This window comes from Clostridioides sp. LIBA-2809, assembly GCF_056688965.1.
In genome coordinates, this window is sequence record NZ_CP197004.1 from 2,226,029 (window position 1) to 2,249,470 (window position 23,442).

The window sequence follows — 23,442 nt, forward strand, 5'->3', positions numbered from 1 at the left end:
AATTAAAATTAAATCTATACTTATCATAGTCTTTTTCTTCTTTTGATTTTAAATTTTTTTAAACAACAATAATTCTCATACTATTTAGTTAATGTAAAACTACATCAATCTCTTTTAATTTAGTATAATCAAAGTCATTTACATACCACATAGTTAATATAAAACACAGTTAGTATATCTAAATAGAAATTTCAGCCCCTGGCTACCAAAGGTATTATCAAAAAATTTTCACATATTTATCAAAGAAAACAATTTGAGACAAATAAGAATACATGATTTAAGACATACAAGTGCTAGTTTGCTACTTTTGAGAAGTACTAATATGAAAGTGGTTTCTAAAAGGTTGGGTCATACAGATATAAAAATAACTATGAATACATATTCTCATGTTTTAGAGAAAATGGACAAAGAAGCCTCTAATAATTTAAGCAAAATGTTATTCAGATAAACAAAAAACTGACTGTCAGTTAAGTGTCAGTCAGTTTTTTTATAATATCTTTGTTTAAATAGGGCTAGATTTAAACGTTTTAATCCTTGAAATTATTTATTAATATGCAAACTTTACTCATATACAGAATATCTCTTCCAAATTTGTTCTAAATCATCAAAGTGTTGTTTAATATCTTCTTTTTCCTTCATTCCAACAGATATAGCAAGAGCATTTGAAATACTAAGTGCTGGAACTAAAGAATCTACAAACGAAGCCATATTGCTTTTAACTAAAAGAGTATTATCTGCAAGTGATGCTACTGGTGCAAACAAGCTATCTGTTAATGATATTACATGTGCTCCTTTTTCCTTAGCATAATCAACAATTTGATAAGATTTTTTTGAATAACGAGGGAAACTAATCGCAACTATAACATCTTCTTCATTTATTCTTACAATCTGCTCAAAAGCATCTCCCATATCCATTCTAATTATATGCACATTGTCAAGTATTATATCTAAGTAAAAACCTAAATATTGAGCTACCACAAAAGAACTTCTCATACCAAGAATGTATATTTTTCTAGCTCTTAAAAGTTTATTAGAAGCTTCCTTAAATGCTCTTTCATCAATTTCTTCTAATGTAGACCTTATATTATCTATATCACTCTTTAAAACTTTGTTCAATATTGCAAAATCATCGGAATAATCATGTGCCATTTCAACTCTTTGTACTGTAGTTAGCTTATTTTTTATGAGTTCTTGAAGTGCTGCTTGTAATTTAGGATATCCACTATAACCCAAGGCATTTGCAAATCTTACAACAGTAGACTCACTTACACCTACAGTTTCACCTAATTTACATGCAGTCATAAATGCAACTTTATCATAATTATTTAAAATATATTGTGCTATAAGTTTTTGACCTTTACTCAATCTCGTATACTGAGATTGTATATTTGATATCAAATGTTTACTGTCCTTCATTTCATTTGTTTCTTCCATTTTTTTCTCCTTTTAGTTATATAAACTATTTTGTTTTTGTTAAACTGTCTTTTTTTCTAAAAATTCTATTATTTAGTTTTTATCTCAACTTCATCTTAGTTTTTATCATACCTTCTTAAACTCATAAAATTCTAACTTTTCTGTACCTTATACATCACATAGTATTTTCGATTAAATTTATTATACCATCTTTCCTTGCATTTTTTAATATTTATCCAATATTTCTTTTAAATTTTTCAATTTTTACTCATTTAAAAGTTTCCCATCTTATTTTGCATATTCAAGTGTATATTTTATTTTGAAAGCAAACTATCGTATGCTTATTATTTAAAGTATTTTTAAGGGGTCACAATATATATATTAACTCTTAATAGAATCTTGTCAAGTTTTTTTTAGTATTTACTGTGATTTTTTCTTTTCAATTAAAATCAATTGTGGTGGGTTATTGACTTGATTTAAAAACTTAGATTCTAAAACATTAAATTCATCTTGGTTTAAATTATTGATAAGATTATATATACAATCTTTTTCCTCTTGACCTCCATCATGTCCTGTATATATAGCTATACTTATTATCCCATTTTCTTTTAATCTTTCTAAACTCAACTTTAGAGCTTTTAAAGTTGTGTCTGGTTTGGTTATAATTGAATGTTTTGCTCTGGGAAGATACCCCAAATTAAATAAAACACATGAAACTTCTTCTTTTATATATTTATCCATATTTTCATGACCATCTAATATCAATTTTACTCTGTTCATATATCCTTCTTTTTCTAACTTTTTTCTTGTAGACTTTATTGCTTCCTCTTGTACATCAAAAGCATATACAAACCCTTTTTCTCCGACCTTCTCAGCTAGATATATTGTATCATATCCATTTCCCATAGTAGCATCAATTACTATATCACCCTCACTTACAACCTTTTCTAAATAAAATTTATTTATATCTGTAATTTTAGTTAAATATTTTGCATATGCCATAATACTATTTCTCCCTACTGTTAACCTTATTTCACTCTTATTTTATTGATTTTAAATATTTTATTTCATCTTTCGTTAAGTGTCTATATTCTCCAACTTTTATATCTTTTAATACTATTTTACCTACAGAAATCCTTCTTAAATTTAAAACTGGATGATTTATAGCTTTACACATTTTTCTTACTTGTCTATTTCTTCCCTCATGTATAGTTATTTCACACACAGAATAATTCTTTTCTTTATTTTCTTTAGTTACTCTTATTTTAGCAGGTGCTGTTGTGTAATCTTCTATTTTTAATCCTCTCTCAAATTTTTTTATTTCATCATTACTTACAATACCCTTCACACTTGCTACATATGTTTTATTAATCTCATGTTTTGGATGAGTAAGTTTATATGTTAAATCTCCATCATTAGTAAGTATTAATAATCCGCTAGTCTCATAATCTAGTCTTCCTATTGGATATACTCTTTCTTTTATATCTTTAATTATATCTATTACACTTGGTCTATTAAACTGATCTTTTACTGTAGTTATATATCCTTCTGGTTTATTTAATACTATATAGACATATTCTTCGCTTAGTTTTATTTTTTTATTATCAAGTTCTACTATATCTTTTTCTTCCTCAATGTTAAATGATAATTCTCTCACTACATTTCCATTTACTTTTATTCTTCCTTCAAGAATAATTTCTTCTGCTTTTCTTCTAGACGCAATTCCACAAGATGCTATATACTTATTAATTCTCATACATAATCCTTTCTTATCTTAAATTATATGTTATTTAATATTTTTATCAATGTTAATTTTGCTACATTATTATACTATACTAGACCTTAATTAAAAACAAGCCAAAAAATTATTTAATTTTCCTAAATAATTGTAATTTCTTTTCACATACTATTAATATGTAATAGCTGATTAAACACTATTTTAAGGAAGTGATTAATATTTCAAAAGAAAATGTAAAATACTATTTAATAGTTGTGTTTATTGGAATTTTATTTTTTAAATTTGTTAATACTCCATCAGATTTTATATCAAGCATTGAAGGATTCTTAAAGTTTTTTGGCCCATTTTTTCTAGCCATTTTGCTTGCTTTGCTTCTAAATCCATTAGTAATGCTTTTTGAAATAAAATTTAAAACACATAGGCTTTTAGCCATTTTTTTAGCTTATATACTTATAGGGCTTATTTTAGCTTTTGGCATTAGATTATTGATTCCATCAATTGCTAATACATTAAATAGGTTAATAAATGAAATGCCTCTGTATACTGATTATATAAACAATTTTATAGAAAAAAATATGTCAAACATAGATTTTTTAAAAACTTTAATTCCTCATATACAGCATAGCTTAGATAATGTATTAAAAGAGGCAAATAGTTTTATTAGTAGAATTCCTAAAAATCTATTAGCCTATACACTTAGCATATCTTCTATGCTATTTAATATGACAATGGGATTTATACTGTCTATATATATTATATATGACAAAGAAAAAATTGCGTTGGGATTTAAGAAATTACTATACTCTTCTACTGCTAGAAACAAAGCAGATGATATTATAGAATTCTTTAGGACTACTCACGATATTTTTTATGATTATTTAATTGGTAGAATATTAGATTCTCTTATTATTGGTATAATTGCATTCTTAGGATTTCAATTTGTTATTCGAATAGAAAATGCTTTATTTTTGGCTTCAATAATATTCTTAGGTAATATAATACCATATTTTGGTCCTTTCATTGGTGCAATACCTCCAATAGCTATGACAATCTTATATAGCCCACAAAAAACTATATGGGTTGTTATATTTATATTTATATTACAACAATTAGATGGAAACTTTATAGAACCAAAAGTTATGGGTAATCAAGTTGGAATAGGTGCTATATGGGTAATTTCTGCAATTTTAATAGGTCAATCTTTATTTGGTTTTATAGGTGTTTTCCTTTCAGTACCAATAGCAGCTGTTGTAAAAACTTATGTTGATAAATATATAGACAATCGATTACAATAACTTATACTTATTGCACGCTTAATTTTTAATTGCAAATTAACTCCTTTCTATTATTTTAAAAAAATTAACTCTTAGCAAATTATGTTTGCTAAGAGTTAATTTTTTATAATACATATTTTGTTAATTACATATATGTATTTTATCTTTATTGATTATTTGAGTTTTGAGAATTTCCACCACTATCTGAGCCCCCACTAGTCTCTGGAGAAGGTGGTGTTGGTGTTGGATTATTATTTGGTTTTTCTTGATTCTGAGAAGAACCATTATTATTATCAGATTTATCATCATCTGATTTTTTATTGTCATTTTTAGAACTAGATTTATTACTTTCATTATTTCTACTGTAAGAAGTTTTCCTTGCATCAGATTCTACTCTATATCTATCTTCTCCTGCTGTATCTTTTGCCTTTTTCTTTCTTTGCTCTTCTGCTTCATTTTGCTCTTTTTCTAACTTCGTTAATTCCTCTTTCTTTTTGGTTGCTTCTTCTTTAATAACAGATGAACCATTTTTTATTTTCTCTATAAGCTTAAGTTCCTTAATTGCATCCTCGTAATTTTTTACTTCTTCAAACTCAATCATATTTGACATTCTCATAGCTTGCATGTACATAGCCCTTGCATTCTCATTAGTATTGTCTTCTTCTAATGCAGAGGACAATGATTCCATAGCTTTTTTATAGTCATGTTTTTCTAAGTATGTTTTTCCTTGCTCAGTTAAATTTATTTCATCTTTATTATTAAATGAACATCCTACAAGAAATATAGATAATATCGATATTAATAAAATTACTCTTCCTCTCATTAAACCCCTCCTTGTTATATACTTTAAATTTTATCATAATTAGGAAGTTTTTAAAATATTTTATATTTATTACAAGAAATTTGTTAGTAAAATGAAAAATAAGTAGATATGCTATGTATAACTACAACAAACTAAAAATTAATTTAGAGCTATATACACCTTAGCAAATCTACTTAAAATAAACTTTAATATTTAATTTTTATTCTATATTTCTAAAGACAATAAGTCTTCATAACTTTGTCTCTTACATATTATCTTGTCATTTCCATCAAATACTGAGACTACCGCCGCTCTTGGTATCTTATTATAATTCGAAGACATTGAATATCCATATGCACCTGTTGATGTTGTTATAAGTATGTCTCCACTTTTAATATCCATTATATCTATATCTCCAATCAATATATCTCCACTCTCGCAACATTTTCCAGCTATTGTTACATGATTCATAGTCTCATGGTTAATTTTATTTACAATACTACATTCATAACTAGCTTGATACAGAGAAGGTCTTACATTGTCTGTCATACCTCCATCCACACTTACATACACTCTAACATCTTTTATATCTTTTATTGAGCCTACTGTATACAATGTACTTCCTGCATTTGCAACTATTGATCTACCTGGCTCTATTACCAGTATAGGCATTTCTATTCCAAGCTCTTTACATGAACTTTCTGCTTTAGTAATTATAGTCTCACAGAATTCTTTTATAGTTTTAGGCTTATCTTCTTTACTATAATAAACTCCTACACCTCCACCTAAGTCAATTTCTGTTAATTGTATATTGAATTTTTCTTTTATTTCTTTTACCAAGTTCATCATTATATCTACTGTATCTATGTATGGCTCTACATCAAATATTTGCGAACCTATATGAGCATGAAGACCCACAAGTTTGATATTTTTGTATTCACTTAATTTTTCTATAGCTCTAAACAAATCTCCATTTACTAAGGCAAATCCAAATTTAGAATCTATCTGACCAGTTTTTATATAATCATGTGTATGAGCTTCTATGCCAGGTGTTATTCTAAAATATATCTCTTGAGTCTTACCTTTTTCTTCACATAGTGTTTCAATCAAGTCTAATTCATAAAAATTATCTACTACAAATTTACCTACACCTAAATCTAATCCCATATTTATTTCTTCTTTAGTCTTATTATTTCCATGGAAGAAAACTTTTTCCATAGGAAAGTTTGACTTATAAGCTGTATATAATTCACCTCCTGAAACTACATCTAGGCACATTTGTTCTTCATTTATAAGGTTACACATGTAAAGAGGTAAAAAAGCCTTACCTGCATAAGCAACCTTATTTTTTCCATCTTTTGCTTTAAAATATTCTACATATTCTCTACAGTTTTGTCTTACTAAAGCTTCATCAAATACATAAAGTGGAGTTTGATATTTTTTACTAAGTTCTAAACAACTCACTCCTCCAATATATAATTCATTATCATTTACGGTCATAGTTCCATGAAGTTTCATAATATCCTCCCCAAATTTTATATATTAAATACTTCTGCTATTTTCTCTATAGCTACTTGCTTATCATCAGAATTTATAGCACAAGTTATACGAATTTCTGATGTAGTTATAAGTTTTATCATTATACCATTTTCATTAAATATCTTAAATACTTTAGCAGCAACTCCAGAAGTATTTTTCATACCAAGACCTACTAAAGAAAATTTAGTGATATTATTATCAATTACTACATGTTCTTCATCTGTATATTTAGATACTATCTTTTTACATTCACCTAGTTCTTCTTTTGGAACTGTAAATGATACACTTATCTTATCTAAAATAGGTGCAGTTTGACTTATCATATCTACACTTATTCCAATAGTTGCTATATCTTCAAATAAACTAGATATATTTTCTGCTTTAAAATCTTTTATTGTTATAGAACTATCATCATCACTAGTAGCTAATCCTGTTATTACTTTATCCTCTAATTTCATGTCTTTTCCCCCTCTTATATATGTTCCTTTTACTGTACCACATGTACGTCCAACATAAATTTCAACACCATATTTTTGTGCAAGTTCTATACTTCTTGAGTGCATTACTTGTGCCCCTAAACTTGCTAATTCAAGCATTTCTTCATATTCAATCTCATCAAGTTTACTAGCTTTTGAATATTTTCTTGGGTCTGTAAAATAGATTCCATCAACATCTGTATATATCTCACATTTTCCATTTAATTTGACTGCAAGAGCTACAGCAGATGTATCTGAACCACCTCTTCCAAGAGTAGTTACATCACCATCTTCATTGATTCCTTGAAATCCAGTTACTATTACGACATTTCCTTCATCTAAACTATTTTTAATTCTATTTACATTTATATCATCAATTTGAGACTTTCCATGAAGACCACTTGTTTTTATATTTAATTGATAAGCATTATAACTTACAGCCTTACATCCAAGTGCATTTAATGCTATTGATAATAAAGAAGCTGAAATCATTTCTCCAGTAGACATCAATGCATCCAATTCTCTTTTACTAGGTTCATTACTCAATTCTTTAGCCAATTTTATATATTCATCAGTAGATTTACCCATGGCAGATACAACTATCACCATTTGTGGATTTTCTTTTCTTCGTTCTATTATATTTTCTGCAATTGATTTTATTTTATCAGTATCTGCTACTGAACTTCCACCATATTTTTGAACAATTATACTCATGCTTTTTCCCCCTCAAGTTAAATTTTGATAAATAAAAACGCCCAAAGGTATACTTTGGACGTGTAAATCTCATAGACCAAGTAACCTTGTAGCTCACCACTTTAAAAGTGACAGCCTTATACATATTATGCATAAGTCCAGAAAATCCGTCCGTCAACAAATTTTCTTCGGCTATAGACCCTTTCATCAATCATCAACACTTACCAGCTCTTATTGAATACTATTGAATATAGCTACCTCTACCCTAGGCTCATTATTTTTTAATTAATTTATTAATATAGTTTTATCACATTCTATATAATATTGCAACAATTATTTTACAAAATGTGGCAAATCCATAGTCTTCTTTTTTAAAATTAGCTTATATACAATTAAATAGTTTATTTAACCCTAAATCTATAAAATTTATGCTATACTCATTATCGTATCTCTCTAAGTCATTTAATTCAGATAGATTATCTGGCGTAACTACCAAAACGTTTGGCACTTTAAAAAATGGAATTGTAGATTTATCTATCTTTCTAGAAAGATTTTCATATTTAGAAATATCTATTTCATTATCTAAATCAACATCTACTAAAACTTGTTTTATATTACCAAATTGGTCTGTATATTCAATAAATAAATCATATTTCATATCATCCACACTAACATTTCGGTAGAATCTTTTTACATCACAACCTGCAGTATTGATTCTAACAACTAATTCTGACCCTACTAGAGCCTTTATTAAATCATCTCCCTTAAAAAGTTTACTACCATTTAAATAGTATACATATGAGAGGTCTTTATAATTATAATAATCCACATCACAAGGATATTTTTTTAATGTATACTCACTACACATTTTTCTCAAAGTTTTTTTAAAGTTTTTTTTATTATATCTCTTTTGGTCTCCATAAATCTTTCTAAATTGAGCTTCTGTAACACATCTAACCCTGCTAATTAAAAGCAATATCTCTTTTTCCATATTTGTCATAGTACATTCTCCTTGAAGTATTATTTGCAAAGTTGTACTAATATTATATTAATTTTATGACATTAAATTTACAAAGAATTGAAATAAAATAGCTAGTTTTTATAAAAATAAATTTTATAAAAACTAGCTATTAACATATTAAATACTATTTTCAGACTTTTTAAGTTAAACTATACATTCTCTTGATTTCCAGAATCTTGAGAGTTTGTATTTTCGTCAGTTCCTGTTCCCTCTTTTGCTTTTTTGTCTTCAAAGTTTGCAATATTTAGGTTATCAAATTCTGACATTTCAATTACACCAGATGCTTCTTTTGAATACGATATTTTAACTTTATCTCCAACTTGAGTCAATGGCAATTCACTAGACACTTTTGAAGTGGCCTTGAATATTATTTCTTTATTTGAATCTAAAGTTACATAATAATTAGTATTTCCGCCTCGTACATCTGGGCTTATTCTCGTTACTGTACCTTCTATGACTTCGTCTTTTAAGTCATTATCAAGTTTTAAATCATTTCCCTTAGACTCTAATGAATCTTTATAGTTTCTTAATGCTTCGTTTTTATCTTCACCTATACCAAGCACATTATAATCTTCAACAGATACAAATGCAACTCTTTTTACAAGACCAGCCTTATCTTTTAATGATGATACATATGTTGGCTGACCTAATATATTATACATTACAGGGAATGTTGCTTCATAATTTTTTTCTTGAACATTACCCTCAGCTGATTTCATCGCAGCTGTCTCAGTAGCTCCTGGTTGTTTATATAATCTAGCTTCTTTTGTTCTAGAGTCAACTAACATAAATCCAATTGTAGATTCATCTCCACCAGAAGATGTTATACCTGTATACCAATAAGACCTATTATCATTTCCATAAACTAGTGATGTTCCTTCTGTTGGTACTAATACTCCTTTTTCTGATATAACAGAATTTAAAAATCCATTAACATAAACACCCCAGTCTTTAATCTGGTCTGTTATAAATTCTTGTGGCTGGATTCTATCTACCCATTTAGGTGTATTCTTAACATTATAAACATTTATTTTTCCAGTTTCTGCGTCAACAGTGGCTATTCCTGTAGCATTTGCTCCTCCATAACCAATTTTATGCTCATATAAACTTACAACCCAATAAGGCTTCCCTTCATCATTTATTTCAAGGGTAAAATCTGTCATACCGACATTTACAATACCATGTATATATAAATGTCTTTGTAAATCTTGATGTAAGTAAGCTTCTGGTTGGTATACTATCTTTATTGGCTTTCCATCTATTTCTTGAACTAATTGAACATCTTGAGGATTACTTGCGGATACTTTTACATAACCACTTGTACCACTTAAAGATGTCACCCATTTAATTATGTCTCTATGAACAAGAGGTGCTACCCAGTACAACTCTCCATCCACATTTTGTATATGGAATTTTCCTAATTTTGACACACTACCTATAGCTGGAACTTCTCCAAGCTTTTTATCACCCAATTTCATGGCCATATCTTCATCTACAAGACGAATGTCATTTACACTAACAGGACTAATATCATCAGTAAATTTACTTTCAGTCACTTTTCCTAATAGTTCTTTATATGCCTTTGCATGAAACACAGGTGTAGAGGCTATAAAAGGTACAACTACAATATACACAAGTAAAGCTATTGCTATTGAAAAATTATATTTGGCAAGTTTAGATGTTCTTTCATTTCTATCCAACATCATATCCAATATTCCTGCCACAACAAAGAAAATTATTCCTACTGAAAATAAAGATGTGAAATCTAATCTAAGTACAGGTAATTTAATAAATGCATAAATTACTACAATTATTAGTGCAACTCCATATGTTTTAAGATATCGTTTCATTTAATACTCCTCTCTACAAAATGTTATTATTACTATTATATCCATATATTTACAAAAAATAAATATTTATCATATTTATTTATATGTTAAGATATCTTTATACATTTATATATCTATTTTATTTAATTATATCTAATCTATATACCCCAAAAATACTATAAAAATGCAAATAATCACAGAAACTTAAAAACTGAAGAAAGTGTTTTAACTAAGATTTACGAATTCTTAATCCTCTCGAAGTTAAACTACTATCTTCAGCCTAATTATCTAGCAATAGTTTTTATATGATAAACTCTAAAATAAATTTTTAGATGTTTGCAATTTTTGATACATAAGAATGTTGTCTAGAATTATATTCTGATAATAAACCTTCATATTCCAAGGTTAGACCAGATAAATTATAAAAATCATTTGGAGTTACTTCAAATGCTTGTTTATTTAAAATGTCTATCTCACTTTTTTCTAACATATCAGCAACAAAGTTTGAACATACATATTTATATTCAGATTGTCTATAAATATTCATTGGCAAATATATCAGTGCCATTATATCATAATAGTAATCTTCTCTATAATCACTAATTAATTTTATATTTCTAAATAGACTTTCATATTGTAAATTATCTACTTCTAATGAATATACTCTACACACAGTATTTTTTCTTATAGCATATAATCCTTGATTTATATTTTCTTCAACAAATCCACCAATAAACGGATTTCTTGGATTTAATCTCCCAAAAGAATACATTGGCTTTAAATTTTCATTTAGTGATATTGACACATGTGTATACAGTTTTTTACTTATATTCCTTATTAAGTAAGATAATAAAGTTCCTGTATATGTTGTTACAATATAGACTTTATTCATCATTTCCCCCCAATCTAGTAACTAAATAATATTACATACTTATAACTTAATATCATAAAATATTCTAACATAATAAATGTTATTTTACAAATTTTGATTTTAAAGTACTTCAATATTATATAAAATATAATAAAAATATAAATATAAGTTTTCTATATTTTTAACCAACAGCTGTTTTCTTTAAATTAATTAAATGATTTAGTATATCTTGAGCCTTTCCAGAATCTTTCAAATACCCTAATGCCCCATTTATTTGTGATTTCAAATCTATTTCTACTTCCATATCTAAGTCAATATTTCCTTTTTTTATAGATATATTTTTAAGAGTCACTGGATAAAGATAACTTTTTTCTAAAGTAATCTTATTTCCATTAACTTCAAATGGAACTTTTTTATTATAGTTACTTAATATTTTTTCTAACATCTTATCACTTATCTTGAATCTACCAAGTTTCACATTTTCAAGACTCACAATTAGATTTTCTCCTTTTAAAGTAGGTCTTAACTCAAGCTCATATTGGCTATTTATTAATCCAAGTACCTTATATGGTCCTGCTACTTTTATTTTTCCATCTTTCATTTCAACAAAATTATTTTCAAGCTCTTTAATCCCATGCTTTTGCATTAATGTATATATTAAATTTCTAAACTCATCCTCTGAAACAGACACTTTTCCAACCATTCTAAGTGGATTTTTTACTACCTCCATGGAATTTATATATGAACCTTTTGACAAGTATTCTTCATCTATAATTTCATTATTTTGTGAACTAACATCATATCTCTCTTTTGGTGTCAAGATGTATACAACAATACCTATAAACACTAAAGCAATAACAAGCAAACTCAATAAAATTTTTGCAACCTTTCCCATAATCGTCTCCTTTACAAATCTGTCAACAGATTTAAAATAAATTTAGATAACTAACTTCACATAATATTCTTAACAATATACATATTATAATACAGTCTTTTGAGGATTAATTCAACAAATCTCATTTTTTGTAAATAAACTGTAAAAAACATAAATTTAGTATAAAAGTTAATATTTTGCATAATACTCTTAATTACACCTTTATTTTTTTCTAATCTTGGATTAAAATTAATATTATGCAATACAGTGTAGTGTACTGTATTATAAGCAAATTAAATAGGAGGTATAAAATATGTCAAATGAAACGAACTCATCTAACTTTATAAAAAATATTATTATAAATGACCTAGAAACAGGAAAACATGACAGTATAATAACTCGTTTTCCACCTGAGCCAAATGGATATTTACATATTGGTCATGCAAAAAGTATATGTCTTAATTTTGGATTAGCTAAGGAATTTAACGGAAAAGCTAATTTAAGATTTGATGATACAAATCCATTAAAAGAAGATGTTGAATATGTAGAATCTATAAAAGAAGATGTTAAGTGGTTGGGATTTGATTGGAACGAGTTAAATTTTGCATCTAACTACTTTGATGAAATGTACAAAAGAGCTTTAATATTAATAAAAAAAGGTAAGGCTTATGTATGTGACTTGACACAAGAAGAAATGAGAGAATATCGTGGTACTTTAACTGAACCTGGAAAAGAAAGTCCTTATAGAAATAGGACTATTGAAGAAAACCTTGATTTATTTGAAAAAATGAAAAATGGTGAATTTAAAGATGGTGAAAAAACATTAAGAGCTAAAATAGATATGTCTTCTCCAAATATAAACCTTAGAGATCCAATTATATATAGAATATCTCATTCAACACATCACAATACAGGAGATAAATGGTGCATATATCCTATGTATGCTTTTGCTCATCCAATTGAAGATGCAATTGAAGGAATAACTCACTCTATATGTACTCTAGAATTTGAAGACCAAAGACCTCTTTATGATTGGTTTGTCAAAGAGTGTGAAATGGAAAATGTACCTAGACAGATAGAATTTGCTAGGCTTAATATAAACAATACTGTTATGAGTAAAAGAAAATTAAAACAACTTGTAGATGAAGGTGTTGTTGATGGTTGGGATGACCCTCGTGTTCCTACAATATCTGGTATCAGACGTAAAGGCTATACAGCAGAAGCATTACGCAATTTCTGTAGTGAAATAGGGGTATCAAAAGTTAATTCTACAGTAGATAGCCAAATGCTTGATTATTTCCTAAGAGAAAATCTACAACCAAAAGCACCTCTTGCTATGGGAATTTTGAGACCTTTAAAGCTAGTTATAACTAATTACCCAGAAGATAAAATTGAAATGCTTGAAATAGAAAATAATGCTAAAGATGAATCTCAAGGAAAGAGATTAGTTCCTTTTTCTAGAGAATTATATATAGAGCAGGATGATTTTATGGAAGAACCTGTTAAGAAATATTTTAGATTTTTCCCAGGAAATGAAGTTCGTTTAAAAGGTGCTTATTTCGTAAAATGTACTGATGTAGTTAAGGATGAAAATGGAAATGTCACTGAAATACATGGAACTTATGACCCTGAAACTAAGAGTGGTTCTGGATTTACAGGTCGTAAAGTAAAATCTACAATACATTGGGTTGATGCTAAATCAGCTATACCATGTGAATTTAGATTATTTGAACCATTAATTCTTGATGATGTGCCTGAAAATGAAGGTAAGCATTTCTTAGAACAAATAAATCCTAATTCATTAGAAATACTACAAGGTTTTGTTGAGCCTACACAAGTAAAGAATGCTAAACCTTTTGATAAATTCCAATTTGTTAGAAATGGATTCTTTAGTATAGATAACAAATATACAACTGATGAAAAACTTGTGTTTAATAGAATAGTTCCTCTAAAAAGTTCCTTTAAACCTGCTAAATAATCTTACAATAAAAAATGAAGACTTAAATAAAAAATTACTTCTACTATAAATAACCTTAGTTAGAAGTAATTTTTTATTTGAGTTTTTATAATTTACTTTAAACCATTAACGTTTTTCACTACTAATCCCCATAACCTCTATTCCATCTTTTATACATTCTATGCTAAGAGGAAAATCTGGACCTTTTTCTCCATCAATATCTGTTATAAGAGAATCTTCACATTCTATATATACTTTTTTAGTTTTAAAGTACAGTATTTCATTTCCATTATATTGATCTAAGTAATCACCTCTAAGCACACTTATCAAAACTGGTATTGATTTTGGAATTGGCATTCCCTTAAAAATAATTACATCTAAATAACCATCATCTATCTCAGCTTTGTATGCTAGATTTATATTTCCTGCTGTTTTGCCATTAAAAATCAACATAAGATACATATCTCCATCATAATACATTTCTTCAGAAGATACTTTTATCTTAAACTTCCTCATATACAATGCTTCTTCTATTCCCTTTATATAATAAGAAATTCTTCCAAATGAATTTTTTAAGTCTGTGTTTATCCTTTGTGATACATCTGTAAACATACCAGCACTTGCCACATTTATAAAGTACTTATTATTAACTTTCCCTATGTCTATTTTCTTCGGTTTTGAATTTATGATTTTCTTTATAGCTTCTTTTATATCAAATGAAATTTGAAGAGCATTTGAAAAATCATTTGCAGTTCCTGTAGGCAAAATTCCAACTGGAATTCTTATGTCTAATTCTTTCATTGCATTTACCACTAAATCTATGGTACCATCACCACCTGCTATAAGTACGTGGTCATAAGAACTATCCACTTCCTTAAATGCATTCTTTACTGGTTCTTTAATATTCAATCTATAGGGTATCAATAAATAATTTCGTTCCTGATATAATTCTATAATCGTGTCCAAATTTGATAATATCTTTTTTTCACCTGAATTAGGATTGTATATAAGTTTTACTTTTTTCATTATTTCTCCTTACTTATTTTATTCTTTTAGTATCCAAAATCTTCGTTTAGGAAAATTACATTTATTCTTTCTGGTGTTAATTGTCTTTTTATAAGTGTGTAACTACAACATATTCTTCCAGGGCTTGAACAGTCTATACATATGCCCGTAGTCTTACATCCAGTATTTGTATTTAATCTTTTACAATTAGCTGGAGCAGCTATTGTTTTTGTTCTTTTTATAGCTTCATCTATATCTTTAACTATTTTGTTTACTCCTGCTATAACTATCACTTTGTCAGGTCCATATATCATGGCAGCTACTCTATTTCCATTTCCATCTAGATTGTAAAGTTCTCCATTTTCTGTTATTGCATTGGTACTTGTAAAATAAGCATCAGCCGAAAAAGATTTTCTATAGATTTCCTTCATTTCTTCTGGTTTAATGTCTTTTGCATATCTATCAAGAAAATCGTACTTTTCTCTTATAAAATCAATTACTCCTGTTTCAAATAAAGTCATAGAGCCTCCACATCCTACTAGAGAACCCACTTTTACTATTTCTTCAATTTTTTTAAGAAGCTCTTCCTTATTATTTACCAAATACCCTTTCATATTATTGTTTTCTAGAGATTTTATTGTTTTTTCTATTCTTTTTTCATTAAGCCAATTTAGATTTTGATCCATCTTAACTTCCCCCTTATTTGTAATATGTACTAATTGGTCATAAACTTTATTTTCTTTATAAGTTTATTTTAGTACATCTAAAAAAAAATACAATATAAAACTTAAATAAGTTTTTCATAAATTTATCCATAATACTATTTTTTAATTCAAGTAGTATTGGATAGGTTATATCCTATCTCTACATATAAGTTTCCCTATATGCTGACTATTTTAGCTACTAACTCATGACTAAAGTCACGAGTGTACGTAGCTATTTTTTAATCAAAAAAGGAAAGCAGATGTATTTCTTCTACTTTCCCTATATTGTATGTAGTATTATGTATTTATTAAAATCTATATATTAATTATATGTTTCATATTATCAAATATCACTGTTAGTTTAAAAGTAATATTAATTCTTTTTTAAACATATAAATTGCATTATTAAATTTACTATATCCAACTTAAATAATATTTTATTAATTTGATGAAGAAGATGCTATAGCTGCACTAGTCGCTGCCATTACACATGCAATTTGTATAGCAACAACAATATTTAAAAATATATTATTCGTTATAGAGTCTATATTGTTCTCATTTTGGATAGAATCTGCATAAATAGAAGCTACTATAGCTGAACTAATCATCACTCTATTACTTTTTCCTAAAGACCAATTTCCAAAACCTTTTTCTTCTTTAAGTTTATTTGAAACATTTTTTATCTTCTCTATTATTTCATCTTCTCTATAATCTAATAATGAAATTGCACCTATTATTGGATATCCATAATAGTTCATTTTACAATCACTTTCTTTAAATGCTTTTTTAAGCTCAATAGTTTTTTTACATTTAACCATAGTTCTATCATCACTAAACAAAAGAATTTGGGATAATGATTGTAAGTCATTTCCTTTATAAAAACCATTTTTATTTAAAAACTCGTAACATTTTTCTATATATTCTAAATCTTCTTCTAAATTTTTTGAATGAATTGCAATAAGTGCTATATTACAATAGTCATCACTAGATGTTAAAAATGGATGCTTTTTCCTCATATACTCATATATTGTTTTCATTTTTGATATACATGTAATATAATCCATTTTTTCTCTATTCTCATAGACTATTGATGCTGTAAGTGGTAAATATGTATCTCCCCAAAATTTTTCATTTTTAAGTTCTTTATATATTTCCAAAATCATCTTAAAACTACTTTCTGGATTTGATTCAAACGAAAGTAGGGTTGCCATATAAAATATATTATATCCTCTAAAATTAGAGAATACTCCAGTATTTTTTTTAATAAGCTCTATTCGCTCTTCAACTAATCTAGGGCTTATTCTCTTGTTCTTAAGGGTAAATGCAAGTGCACAGCTATGTTGGATTAGTCCCATTTGCCAAGAACCTTTAACTTCATTTAACGCCTTGTAATTTTCTACTAATAAATTTACTTTTCCATTTATAAAAGATTCTTCCATATTGCCCTCCTAATAATATATCTCATTGTATTTTAATAGTTTTATATTCATTATATATATATTAAACGTTACAATCAACACATATTACTTTAAGAAGCATCATTCTTCAACAATAATGTAACCTTTTTTATAATGCCTTCCCATATTGTTAACTCTATCATAGTACTCTGATTCACTTTCATTACTCCATTTGGGCACAAATACATCTATTGCATTAGAATTACTAAAATACTTACTAGACCCCCTATCCATAACCGTTTTTAATTTTCCATCTACAATAATCTTAGTTCCAAAACTCAAGTGATTGTTTGCCACAAAACCATCTTCTAAATCATCTCCTGTAGCCGTTATAGCTCCATATCCATTTTCTTGGTTAAGACTTGTATAATAACTTACTTCAAAAGTTATGGGTACTAACTTTTTTATTTTAATTCCTAACTGATTTTGTAGCTTCTTCTTTTGTAATTTTAACTTATACTCATCACTATTTTTATAGTCTTTCATACCTTGATTATATTTGGAATTAAAGCTTTTACCAGACTTTACTATAGTATCTATATTTACTATAGATTCTTTACAATGATCTGCATCTATTTTTGTTTCTCCATTTACCAATAATGGAGTTAAACATACACTACATACAACACATGTAATCAATGCTTCCTTAAGCTTCATAAATTCCCCCCTTATTATTTTGATATATTAGCATATTTAATATTATATGTCTACATTTAGATTTAAATACCACACCCATTCGCTTTAAGAAGTTGTCTTATATTTAATTCACCTTAACCCCTTATAAATCCTCTATCTTAGAACTATATAGAAGAGAGCTTTTTTGTCTAAATATGTTTTGTTAATCTTTTAATATATAAAATTGGTTTTATTTAATCATTCTATTTTTTAGAATTTAAGAATTAAAATTCTATAATTTTAAAACATATTGATTTTATTTTTTTGAGATGATATAATTTTTTCAAGAGGTGAATAATATGATAAAAAATACAAAACAAATTACAGTAGAAGTTAATGAAATTCTATTACAAGAAATGTCTAAGATAACTAATGATGAAAATAAGATTTTGACAGATTTGATAAATGAATCAATTGTAAATTATATTCTTGAAAATAAGAAAGATAACATTGAAAATAAAGATTTAGATGAAGTGATTAAATTCTACAAAAAAGAAAATACTGAAAAACATAAAAGTGCAGCAAGAGCTATTGCTGAAGCAAAAACTCATACTTTGTATTAAGCAGATAAAAAAGTTCCTAAAACTAGGAACTTTTTATTTTAACAATTATTAATATACATCTAAATATTTATCTCAAATTTATAAATACAAATATATTTAATATAACCCACTATATACTTTAAGCTCTATAAGTAATAAAAATAAAATTATACCTTTTACATATCTAAAACAATTAATTTACGTGATTAATTGACAAAATTTCTGACTTGTAAAGTAGTCCTTAGTATTACGTTGTGTTGATATTAACTATAAACCTAATATAAAATTAAATTTTAATAGGTTTGATTTTACACCAAACTTATTAGATTAACATCACAATAACAAAATAAAAATACTTCTAAAAAATTATAATTTTTACATTATACTTTAATATAGTATTCATTTAACTAACTATTATAAAAAATATTTATTTTTTGACAATTAATTTCACATTAGAAGAAGACAAAATATATGAATTCTAGCATGATATTATATACCTACATATTTTATATATTTAAATATGTAAAATATGTAATTTACTCAAAACTATGTAATCTTATTTTTAATAAAAATATATACCCCAAATTATTATAATTAACTACATTAAATTATTCATCTTTCTTAATATTTTTAACCCAATTTTCAACAGAATTTAATTCGTCCTCATTTACCCCCTTCTTGAACAATGATTTCATAAAACTCTCAATAGAACTACCATGCATATTATCTAGAAAAGTTTTTGTTTCAAAATGCAAATACTCTTCTTCCCCAATAAGAACTGTATAATGTGTATGTCTATCAATTTTTCTTGCACTTAAGAATTGCTTATTTACTAATCTTGATAAAAGTGTTAATGTTGTAGTCTGTTTCCAATCATATAGTTTTTCCATGGCTTCAATGACATCTTTTGATGTTACTGTAAAATCTGAACCCCAAATAAATTTCATGACTTTTAATTCTGCTGGTGGTATCTTAGTAATAGTCATATGATTTTACACTCCTCTCAAACTTATCTATAATTAAATACTATATTAATAGACTTTTGGAGTCAAAGGTTTTATTTAAAATATTTAATCCAATTTTATTAATATAAAAAATTTATATTTTTAGTATAAATCAAACATATAATCTATTAATATAAAAAATAATATCTTTTCTCTATAAGTATAACAGATTATTAAATTAAAATTCTAATATTTGACATAATATATACATTTTATAATAAATATACCTGGTATTTTAAAATAAATGTAACTTTATTTCAAAAACTATTTTTGAGTTTGTATATATGTTATAATAAATGTATAAAATTTTGATTGGTGGGTTATATATGAATGCATTTATTAGAAAAAGAAATAAGAACTATGTTGTTTACCTTGAATTTACAGATGAAAACACTGGCAAAAGGAAACAAAAAAATATGGGTATCTTTGATAAAAAAAGAGAAGCAAGCAAAAGGCTAAGTGAGGTAAAAGAAAGCTTATATAAAGATGGATTCTTAGTTCCAAATGAAATTACAGTTTCAGAATTTCTGTTAGATTTTCTAAATAAATACAATGAAAATATTTCATTAGCTACATACAATAATTATGTTGGTATTTGTAAGAATTATATTAATCCATCTATTGGTAAATATAAAATACAAGACTTACATCCTATTCACATACAAAATTACATAGATAATCTATCTTATAAATTAAATCCTCAGTCAATTAAGATTCATATAAATATATTGAAACTTGCAATGAGAAGAGCTTATAGACTCAAATTAATAAAAGAAAATATTATGGATAATATAGAGACTCCAAGATATAAAAAATTTAAAAATGAAATTTATGATAGAGAGCAGATGATAAAATTATTAGATTTAGCAAAAGATACAAACATGGAATTACCTATTAATTTAGCAATTGGATTAGGTCTTAGAATTTCAGAAGTTTTAGGTCTGACTTGGGATAATATTGATTTTGAAGAAAATACAATAACAGTAAACAAGATAACATCTCGAATTAATGGTTCTGTAATTCTTAAAGAGCCAAAGACAGAAAACTCTGTTAGAAAAATATCTGCTCCAAAAGAATTGATTTTTTTGTTAAAAGAACACAAAATAAAGCAAAATAAAAATTTGTTAAAATCTTCTATTAGAAATAGTAAAAATTTGTTATTTTTTAATAAGAACTGTGAACCTATTGCTGAAGATGTTATGAGTAAAAGATTTAAAAGATTTTTAGAAAAGAATGATTTACCTCATATTAGATTTCATGATTTAAGACATTCACATGTTACTTTACTTATAAATTCTAAGGTACCTATAAAAGTCATATCTGAAAGGGTTGGACATTCAAATATAAATACTACTTTAAGTGTTTATTCCCATGTTCTTAAGGAGATGGATAAAGAAGCTTCTGACAGAATTTCTGAAAGTTTATTTAATGCTAATTAATATAAAATTAGCTTGGTCTATTGAGATAAATACATTAAATATTAATTGATAAACTAGCACTAGTTTTATTATCTTCTTTCTATAATATTAAATGTATCTATCTCTAACTGACAAGCACTTAAATAATCCTTTTTGTTTTGCTTTATTGCAATTAGTTATGATATTTTTCTATAGAAGTTTATATTTCAATTTACAACATCATACTTATCTTGCATATATTTTCATTACTTTACATATTATTGTATTCAAGTCATATCACCTATCCATTCTAAAATCGAATATTTTAATAAAATAAAAAACCTTCTAATATTTGATTAAAAACTTACACACTCTTACATAGCATGTACACAAACATTAAAAGGTTTTTATATTAATAATTATATTTTAAAAACAATTTTTAAATTAATGATTATTTACTTTTTCCATACATTTTAGCTAATTGGTCTTGTATATCTTTACTTTCTAAATACTCATCAAAGTCCATCTTTCTATCCATTATTCCATTTGGAGTTATCTCTATAATTCTATTTGCTATAGTAGATATAAACTCATGGTCATGAGAAGTAAATAAAAGCACTCCAGGGAACTTCTCAAGTCCTTTATTAACAGAAGTTATACTTTCTAAGTCTAAGTGGTTAGTAGGGTCATCTAACACAAGTACGTTTGCATTTGAAAGCATTAGCTTACTAAGCATACATCTAACCTTCTCTCCTCCAGATATAACTTGAGCTTCTTTTAAAGCTTCTTCTCCAGAGAATAACATTCTACCTAAAAATCCTCTTATAAAACTTTCACTTTTTTCTTCAGAGAATTGTCTAAGCCAGTCAACTAAAGAATATTCTACTCCATCAAAAAACTTATTATGATTCTTTGGAAGATAATCTTGAGAAGTAGTTACTCCCCATTTATACTCTCCACTATCTGGTTCAAGTTCTCCCATAACTATATTTAAAAGAGCAGTAGTAGCTATTTCATCACCCATAAATACTACTTTGTCATCTCTATCTAATCTAAATGATACATTGTCAAGAACTTTAACTCCATCTATAGTTTTAGTTAAATTGTGTACTTCTAAAACTTCATTACCAATTTCTCTAGCAGGTGTAAATCCTACATATGGATATCTTCTTCTTGATGGTTGTATATCTTCAACTTCTAATTTATCCAATTGTTTCTTTCTTGATGTAGCTTGCTTAGCCTTTGAAGCATTAGAGCTAAATCTAGCTATGAATTCCTTTAATTGAGCTATCTTTTCTTCAGTCTTTTTATTTTGGTCCTTAGCAAGTTGTAAAGCCAATTGACTTGATTCATACCAGAAATCATAGTTTCCAACATACATTTGTATTTTACCAAAATCTACATCAACTATATTAGTACATATTTGATTTAAGAAATGTCTATCATGTGATACTATTATAACTATAGATTCTTCTAAATCCATTATAAAGTTATTCAACCAGTTTATTGATTTAAAATCTAAGTGGTTGGTAGGCTCATCCATTAATAGTATCTCAGGCTTACCAAAAAGTGATTGTGCTAACAATACCTTAACCTTTTCCCCACCAACTAGTTCCTTCATTTGTTTGTAATGCATATCTTTAGTTATGCCAAGACCCATAAGTATTTTTTCAGCATTAGTTTCTGCATCCCATCCATCAAGTTCCGCAAACTCTCCTTCAAGCTCAGCAGCTTTGATTCCATCTTCTTCATTGAAATCTTCTTTCATATATAAGGCATCTTTCTCTTTCATTATATCCCAAAGTCTCTCATGCCCTCTTATAACAACATTTAAAACAGTTTCTTCTTCATATTCAAAGTGGTCCTGTTTTAAGACTGACATTCTTTCTTTATCAGTTATAGATATATTGCCTGTATTTGGCTCTATCTCTCCTGATAATATTTTTAAAAAAGTAGATTTTCCCGCACCATTGGCTCCTATTATTCCGTAGCAATTACCTTTAGTGAATTTTAAGTTAACATCTTTAAATAATTCCTTATCACCAAATCTAAGTCCAACACCTGTAACTTGTAACATTAATATATTTTCCTTTCTTTTTGCTCATAATTTATTTTATCATAAAATTTTGATAACGCTTTTATTATCTATTATCACTTAAACAGTATATTTT

At 26.8% G+C, this 23,442-nt stretch carries 20 protein-coding genes, 1 pseudogene and 1 riboswitch; of the genes and pseudogenes, 5 read left to right on the forward strand and 16 right to left on the reverse strand.

From position 1 onward, the window contains the following. Nucleotides 1–178: 178 nt before the first annotated feature. Nucleotides 179–448: pseudogene (locus tag ACTG44_RS10745) on the forward strand (tyrosine-type recombinase/integrase); the annotation flags it as partial. 113 nt (nucleotides 449–561) lie between these two features. Here ACTG44_RS10745 and ACTG44_RS10750 read toward each other — a convergent pair. The 3 genes from ACTG44_RS10750 to ACTG44_RS10760 form a co-directional block, all read right to left on the reverse strand. Next, nucleotides 562–1,434: a MurR/RpiR family transcriptional regulator gene (locus tag ACTG44_RS10750; protein ID WP_021384902.1), complete on the reverse strand. Its 873-nt coding sequence runs from the start codon at nucleotides 1,432–1,434 to the stop codon at nucleotides 562–564. Nucleotides 1,435–1,833: 399 nt separating this feature from the next. Then, the gene (gene mnmM / locus ACTG44_RS10755) at nucleotides 1,834–2,415 is read right to left on the reverse strand and encodes a tRNA 5-(aminomethyl)-2-thiouridylate-methyltransferase MnmM (protein ID WP_479918993.1); all 582 of its coding nucleotides are present in this window, start codon (nucleotides 2,413–2,415) and stop codon (nucleotides 1,834–1,836) included. Nucleotides 2,416–2,452: 37 nt separating this feature from the next. Then, nucleotides 2,453–3,169 (reverse strand): pseudouridine synthase, encoded by a 717-nt coding sequence (locus tag ACTG44_RS10760; RefSeq protein ID WP_479918994.1) that lies wholly within the window; start codon nucleotides 3,167–3,169, stop codon nucleotides 2,453–2,455. Between the two features lie 191 nt (nucleotides 3,170–3,360). On the opposite strand from ACTG44_RS10760, the gene ACTG44_RS10765 reads away from it, so the two are divergent. Continuing rightward, nucleotides 3,361–4,446, forward strand: a complete 1,086-nt coding sequence (locus ACTG44_RS10765) for an AI-2E family transporter (RefSeq protein ID WP_044213561.1) — start codon at nucleotides 3,361–3,363, stop codon at nucleotides 4,444–4,446. A gap of 145 nt (nucleotides 4,447–4,591) precedes the next feature. On the opposite strand, the gene ACTG44_RS10770 is transcribed toward ACTG44_RS10765, so the two are convergent. The 7 genes from ACTG44_RS10770 to ACTG44_RS10800 all read right to left on the reverse strand — a co-directional run bounded on the left by ACTG44_RS10770 (nucleotide 4,592) and on the right by ACTG44_RS10800 (nucleotide 12,551). Continuing rightward, on the reverse strand, nucleotides 4,592–5,248 hold the full coding sequence (locus tag ACTG44_RS10770; RefSeq protein ID WP_479920443.1) for a hypothetical protein: 657 nt from the start codon (nucleotides 5,246–5,248) through the stop codon (nucleotides 4,592–4,594). A gap of 204 nt (nucleotides 5,249–5,452) precedes the next feature. Beyond that, nucleotides 5,453–6,745 carry a diaminopimelate decarboxylase gene (gene lysA, locus ACTG44_RS10775; protein ID WP_021384905.1) on the reverse strand — a complete coding sequence of 431 codons (1,293 nt, stop codon included), beginning with the start codon at nucleotides 6,743–6,745 and terminating at the stop codon, nucleotides 5,453–5,455. 17 nt (nucleotides 6,746–6,762) lie between these two features. Further along, complete coding sequence (locus ACTG44_RS10780; protein WP_479916877.1) at nucleotides 6,763–7,956, reverse strand: aspartate kinase; 1,194 nt, start codon at nucleotides 7,954–7,956, stop codon at nucleotides 6,763–6,765. Between the two features lie 81 nt (nucleotides 7,957–8,037). Continuing rightward, nucleotides 8,038–8,206: riboswitch (Lysine riboswitch) on the reverse strand. A gap of 111 nt (nucleotides 8,207–8,317) precedes the next feature. Then, a complete protein-coding gene (locus ACTG44_RS10785; protein ID WP_021384904.1) occupies nucleotides 8,318–8,935 on the reverse strand; it encodes a hypothetical protein in 618 nt (205 codons plus the stop codon). 170 nt (nucleotides 8,936–9,105) lie between these two features. After that, nucleotides 9,106–10,806, reverse strand: a complete 1,701-nt coding sequence (locus ACTG44_RS10790; RefSeq protein WP_479916878.1) for a hypothetical protein — start codon at nucleotides 10,804–10,806, stop codon at nucleotides 9,106–9,108. Nucleotides 10,807–11,113: 307 nt separating this feature from the next. Next, nucleotides 11,114–11,677: a hypothetical protein gene (locus ACTG44_RS10795; protein WP_479918995.1), complete on the reverse strand. Its 564-nt coding sequence runs from the start codon at nucleotides 11,675–11,677 to the stop codon at nucleotides 11,114–11,116. 160 nt (nucleotides 11,678–11,837) lie between these two features. Then, entirely contained in the window at nucleotides 11,838–12,551 is a 714-nt protein-coding gene (locus tag ACTG44_RS10800) for a hypothetical protein (RefSeq protein ID WP_021384893.1), read from the reverse strand. A 292-nt stretch (nucleotides 12,552–12,843) separates the two neighbouring features. Here ACTG44_RS10800 and ACTG44_RS10805 point away from each other — a divergent pair, with 292 nt between their 5' ends. Beyond that, nucleotides 12,844–14,508: a glutamine--tRNA ligase/YqeY domain fusion protein gene (locus tag ACTG44_RS10805; protein WP_479918996.1), complete on the forward strand. Its 1,665-nt coding sequence runs from the start codon at nucleotides 12,844–12,846 to the stop codon at nucleotides 14,506–14,508. 105 nt (nucleotides 14,509–14,613) lie between these two features. Here ACTG44_RS10805 and ACTG44_RS10810 read toward each other — a convergent pair whose 3' ends face one another. From ACTG44_RS10810 to ACTG44_RS10825, 4 genes are all read right to left on the reverse strand, one after another. Continuing rightward, the gene (locus tag ACTG44_RS10810; protein ID WP_021384909.1) at nucleotides 14,614–15,513 is read right to left on the reverse strand and encodes a YegS/Rv2252/BmrU family lipid kinase; all 900 of its coding nucleotides are present in this window, start codon (nucleotides 15,511–15,513) and stop codon (nucleotides 14,614–14,616) included. A 26-nt stretch (nucleotides 15,514–15,539) separates the two neighbouring features. Beyond that, nucleotides 15,540–16,178, reverse strand: a complete 639-nt coding sequence (locus tag ACTG44_RS10815) for a lactate utilization protein (protein WP_479916879.1) — start codon at nucleotides 16,176–16,178, stop codon at nucleotides 15,540–15,542. A 458-nt stretch (nucleotides 16,179–16,636) separates the two neighbouring features. Next, nucleotides 16,637–17,635, reverse strand: a complete 999-nt coding sequence (locus ACTG44_RS10820; protein WP_021384903.1) for a DUF4003 domain-containing protein — start codon at nucleotides 17,633–17,635, stop codon at nucleotides 16,637–16,639. A 99-nt stretch (nucleotides 17,636–17,734) separates the two neighbouring features. Further along, nucleotides 17,735–18,310, reverse strand: coding sequence for an RlpA-like double-psi beta-barrel domain-containing protein (locus tag ACTG44_RS10825; RefSeq protein ID WP_021384908.1), 576 nt, complete (start codon nucleotides 18,308–18,310; stop codon nucleotides 17,735–17,737). Nucleotides 18,311–18,627: 317 nt separating this feature from the next. Here ACTG44_RS10825 and ACTG44_RS10830 point away from each other — a divergent pair, with 317 nt between their 5' ends. Then, nucleotides 18,628–18,891 carry a hypothetical protein gene (locus ACTG44_RS10830; protein ID WP_021384896.1) on the forward strand — a complete coding sequence of 88 codons (264 nt, stop codon included), beginning with the start codon at nucleotides 18,628–18,630 and terminating at the stop codon, nucleotides 18,889–18,891. A 587-nt stretch (nucleotides 18,892–19,478) separates the two neighbouring features. On the opposite strand, the gene ACTG44_RS10835 is transcribed toward ACTG44_RS10830, so the two are convergent. Then, a complete protein-coding gene (locus ACTG44_RS10835) occupies nucleotides 19,479–19,856 on the reverse strand; it encodes a BlaI/MecI/CopY family transcriptional regulator (protein WP_021384899.1) in 378 nt (125 codons plus the stop codon). Nucleotides 19,857–20,200: 344 nt separating this feature from the next. Between ACTG44_RS10835 and ACTG44_RS10840 the strand changes: the two genes are divergently transcribed. Then, complete coding sequence (locus tag ACTG44_RS10840) at nucleotides 20,201–21,313, forward strand: tyrosine-type recombinase/integrase (RefSeq protein ID WP_479916880.1); 1,113 nt, start codon at nucleotides 20,201–20,203, stop codon at nucleotides 21,311–21,313. Nucleotides 21,314–21,722: 409 nt separating this feature from the next. Here the strand turns inward: ACTG44_RS10840 and ACTG44_RS10845 are convergent, their stop codons facing one another. Then, nucleotides 21,723–23,348 carry an ABC-F family ATP-binding cassette domain-containing protein gene (locus ACTG44_RS10845; RefSeq protein ID WP_021384911.1) on the reverse strand — a complete coding sequence of 542 codons (1,626 nt, stop codon included), beginning with the start codon at nucleotides 23,346–23,348 and terminating at the stop codon, nucleotides 21,723–21,725. Between the last annotated feature and the right edge of the window lie 94 nt (nucleotides 23,349–23,442).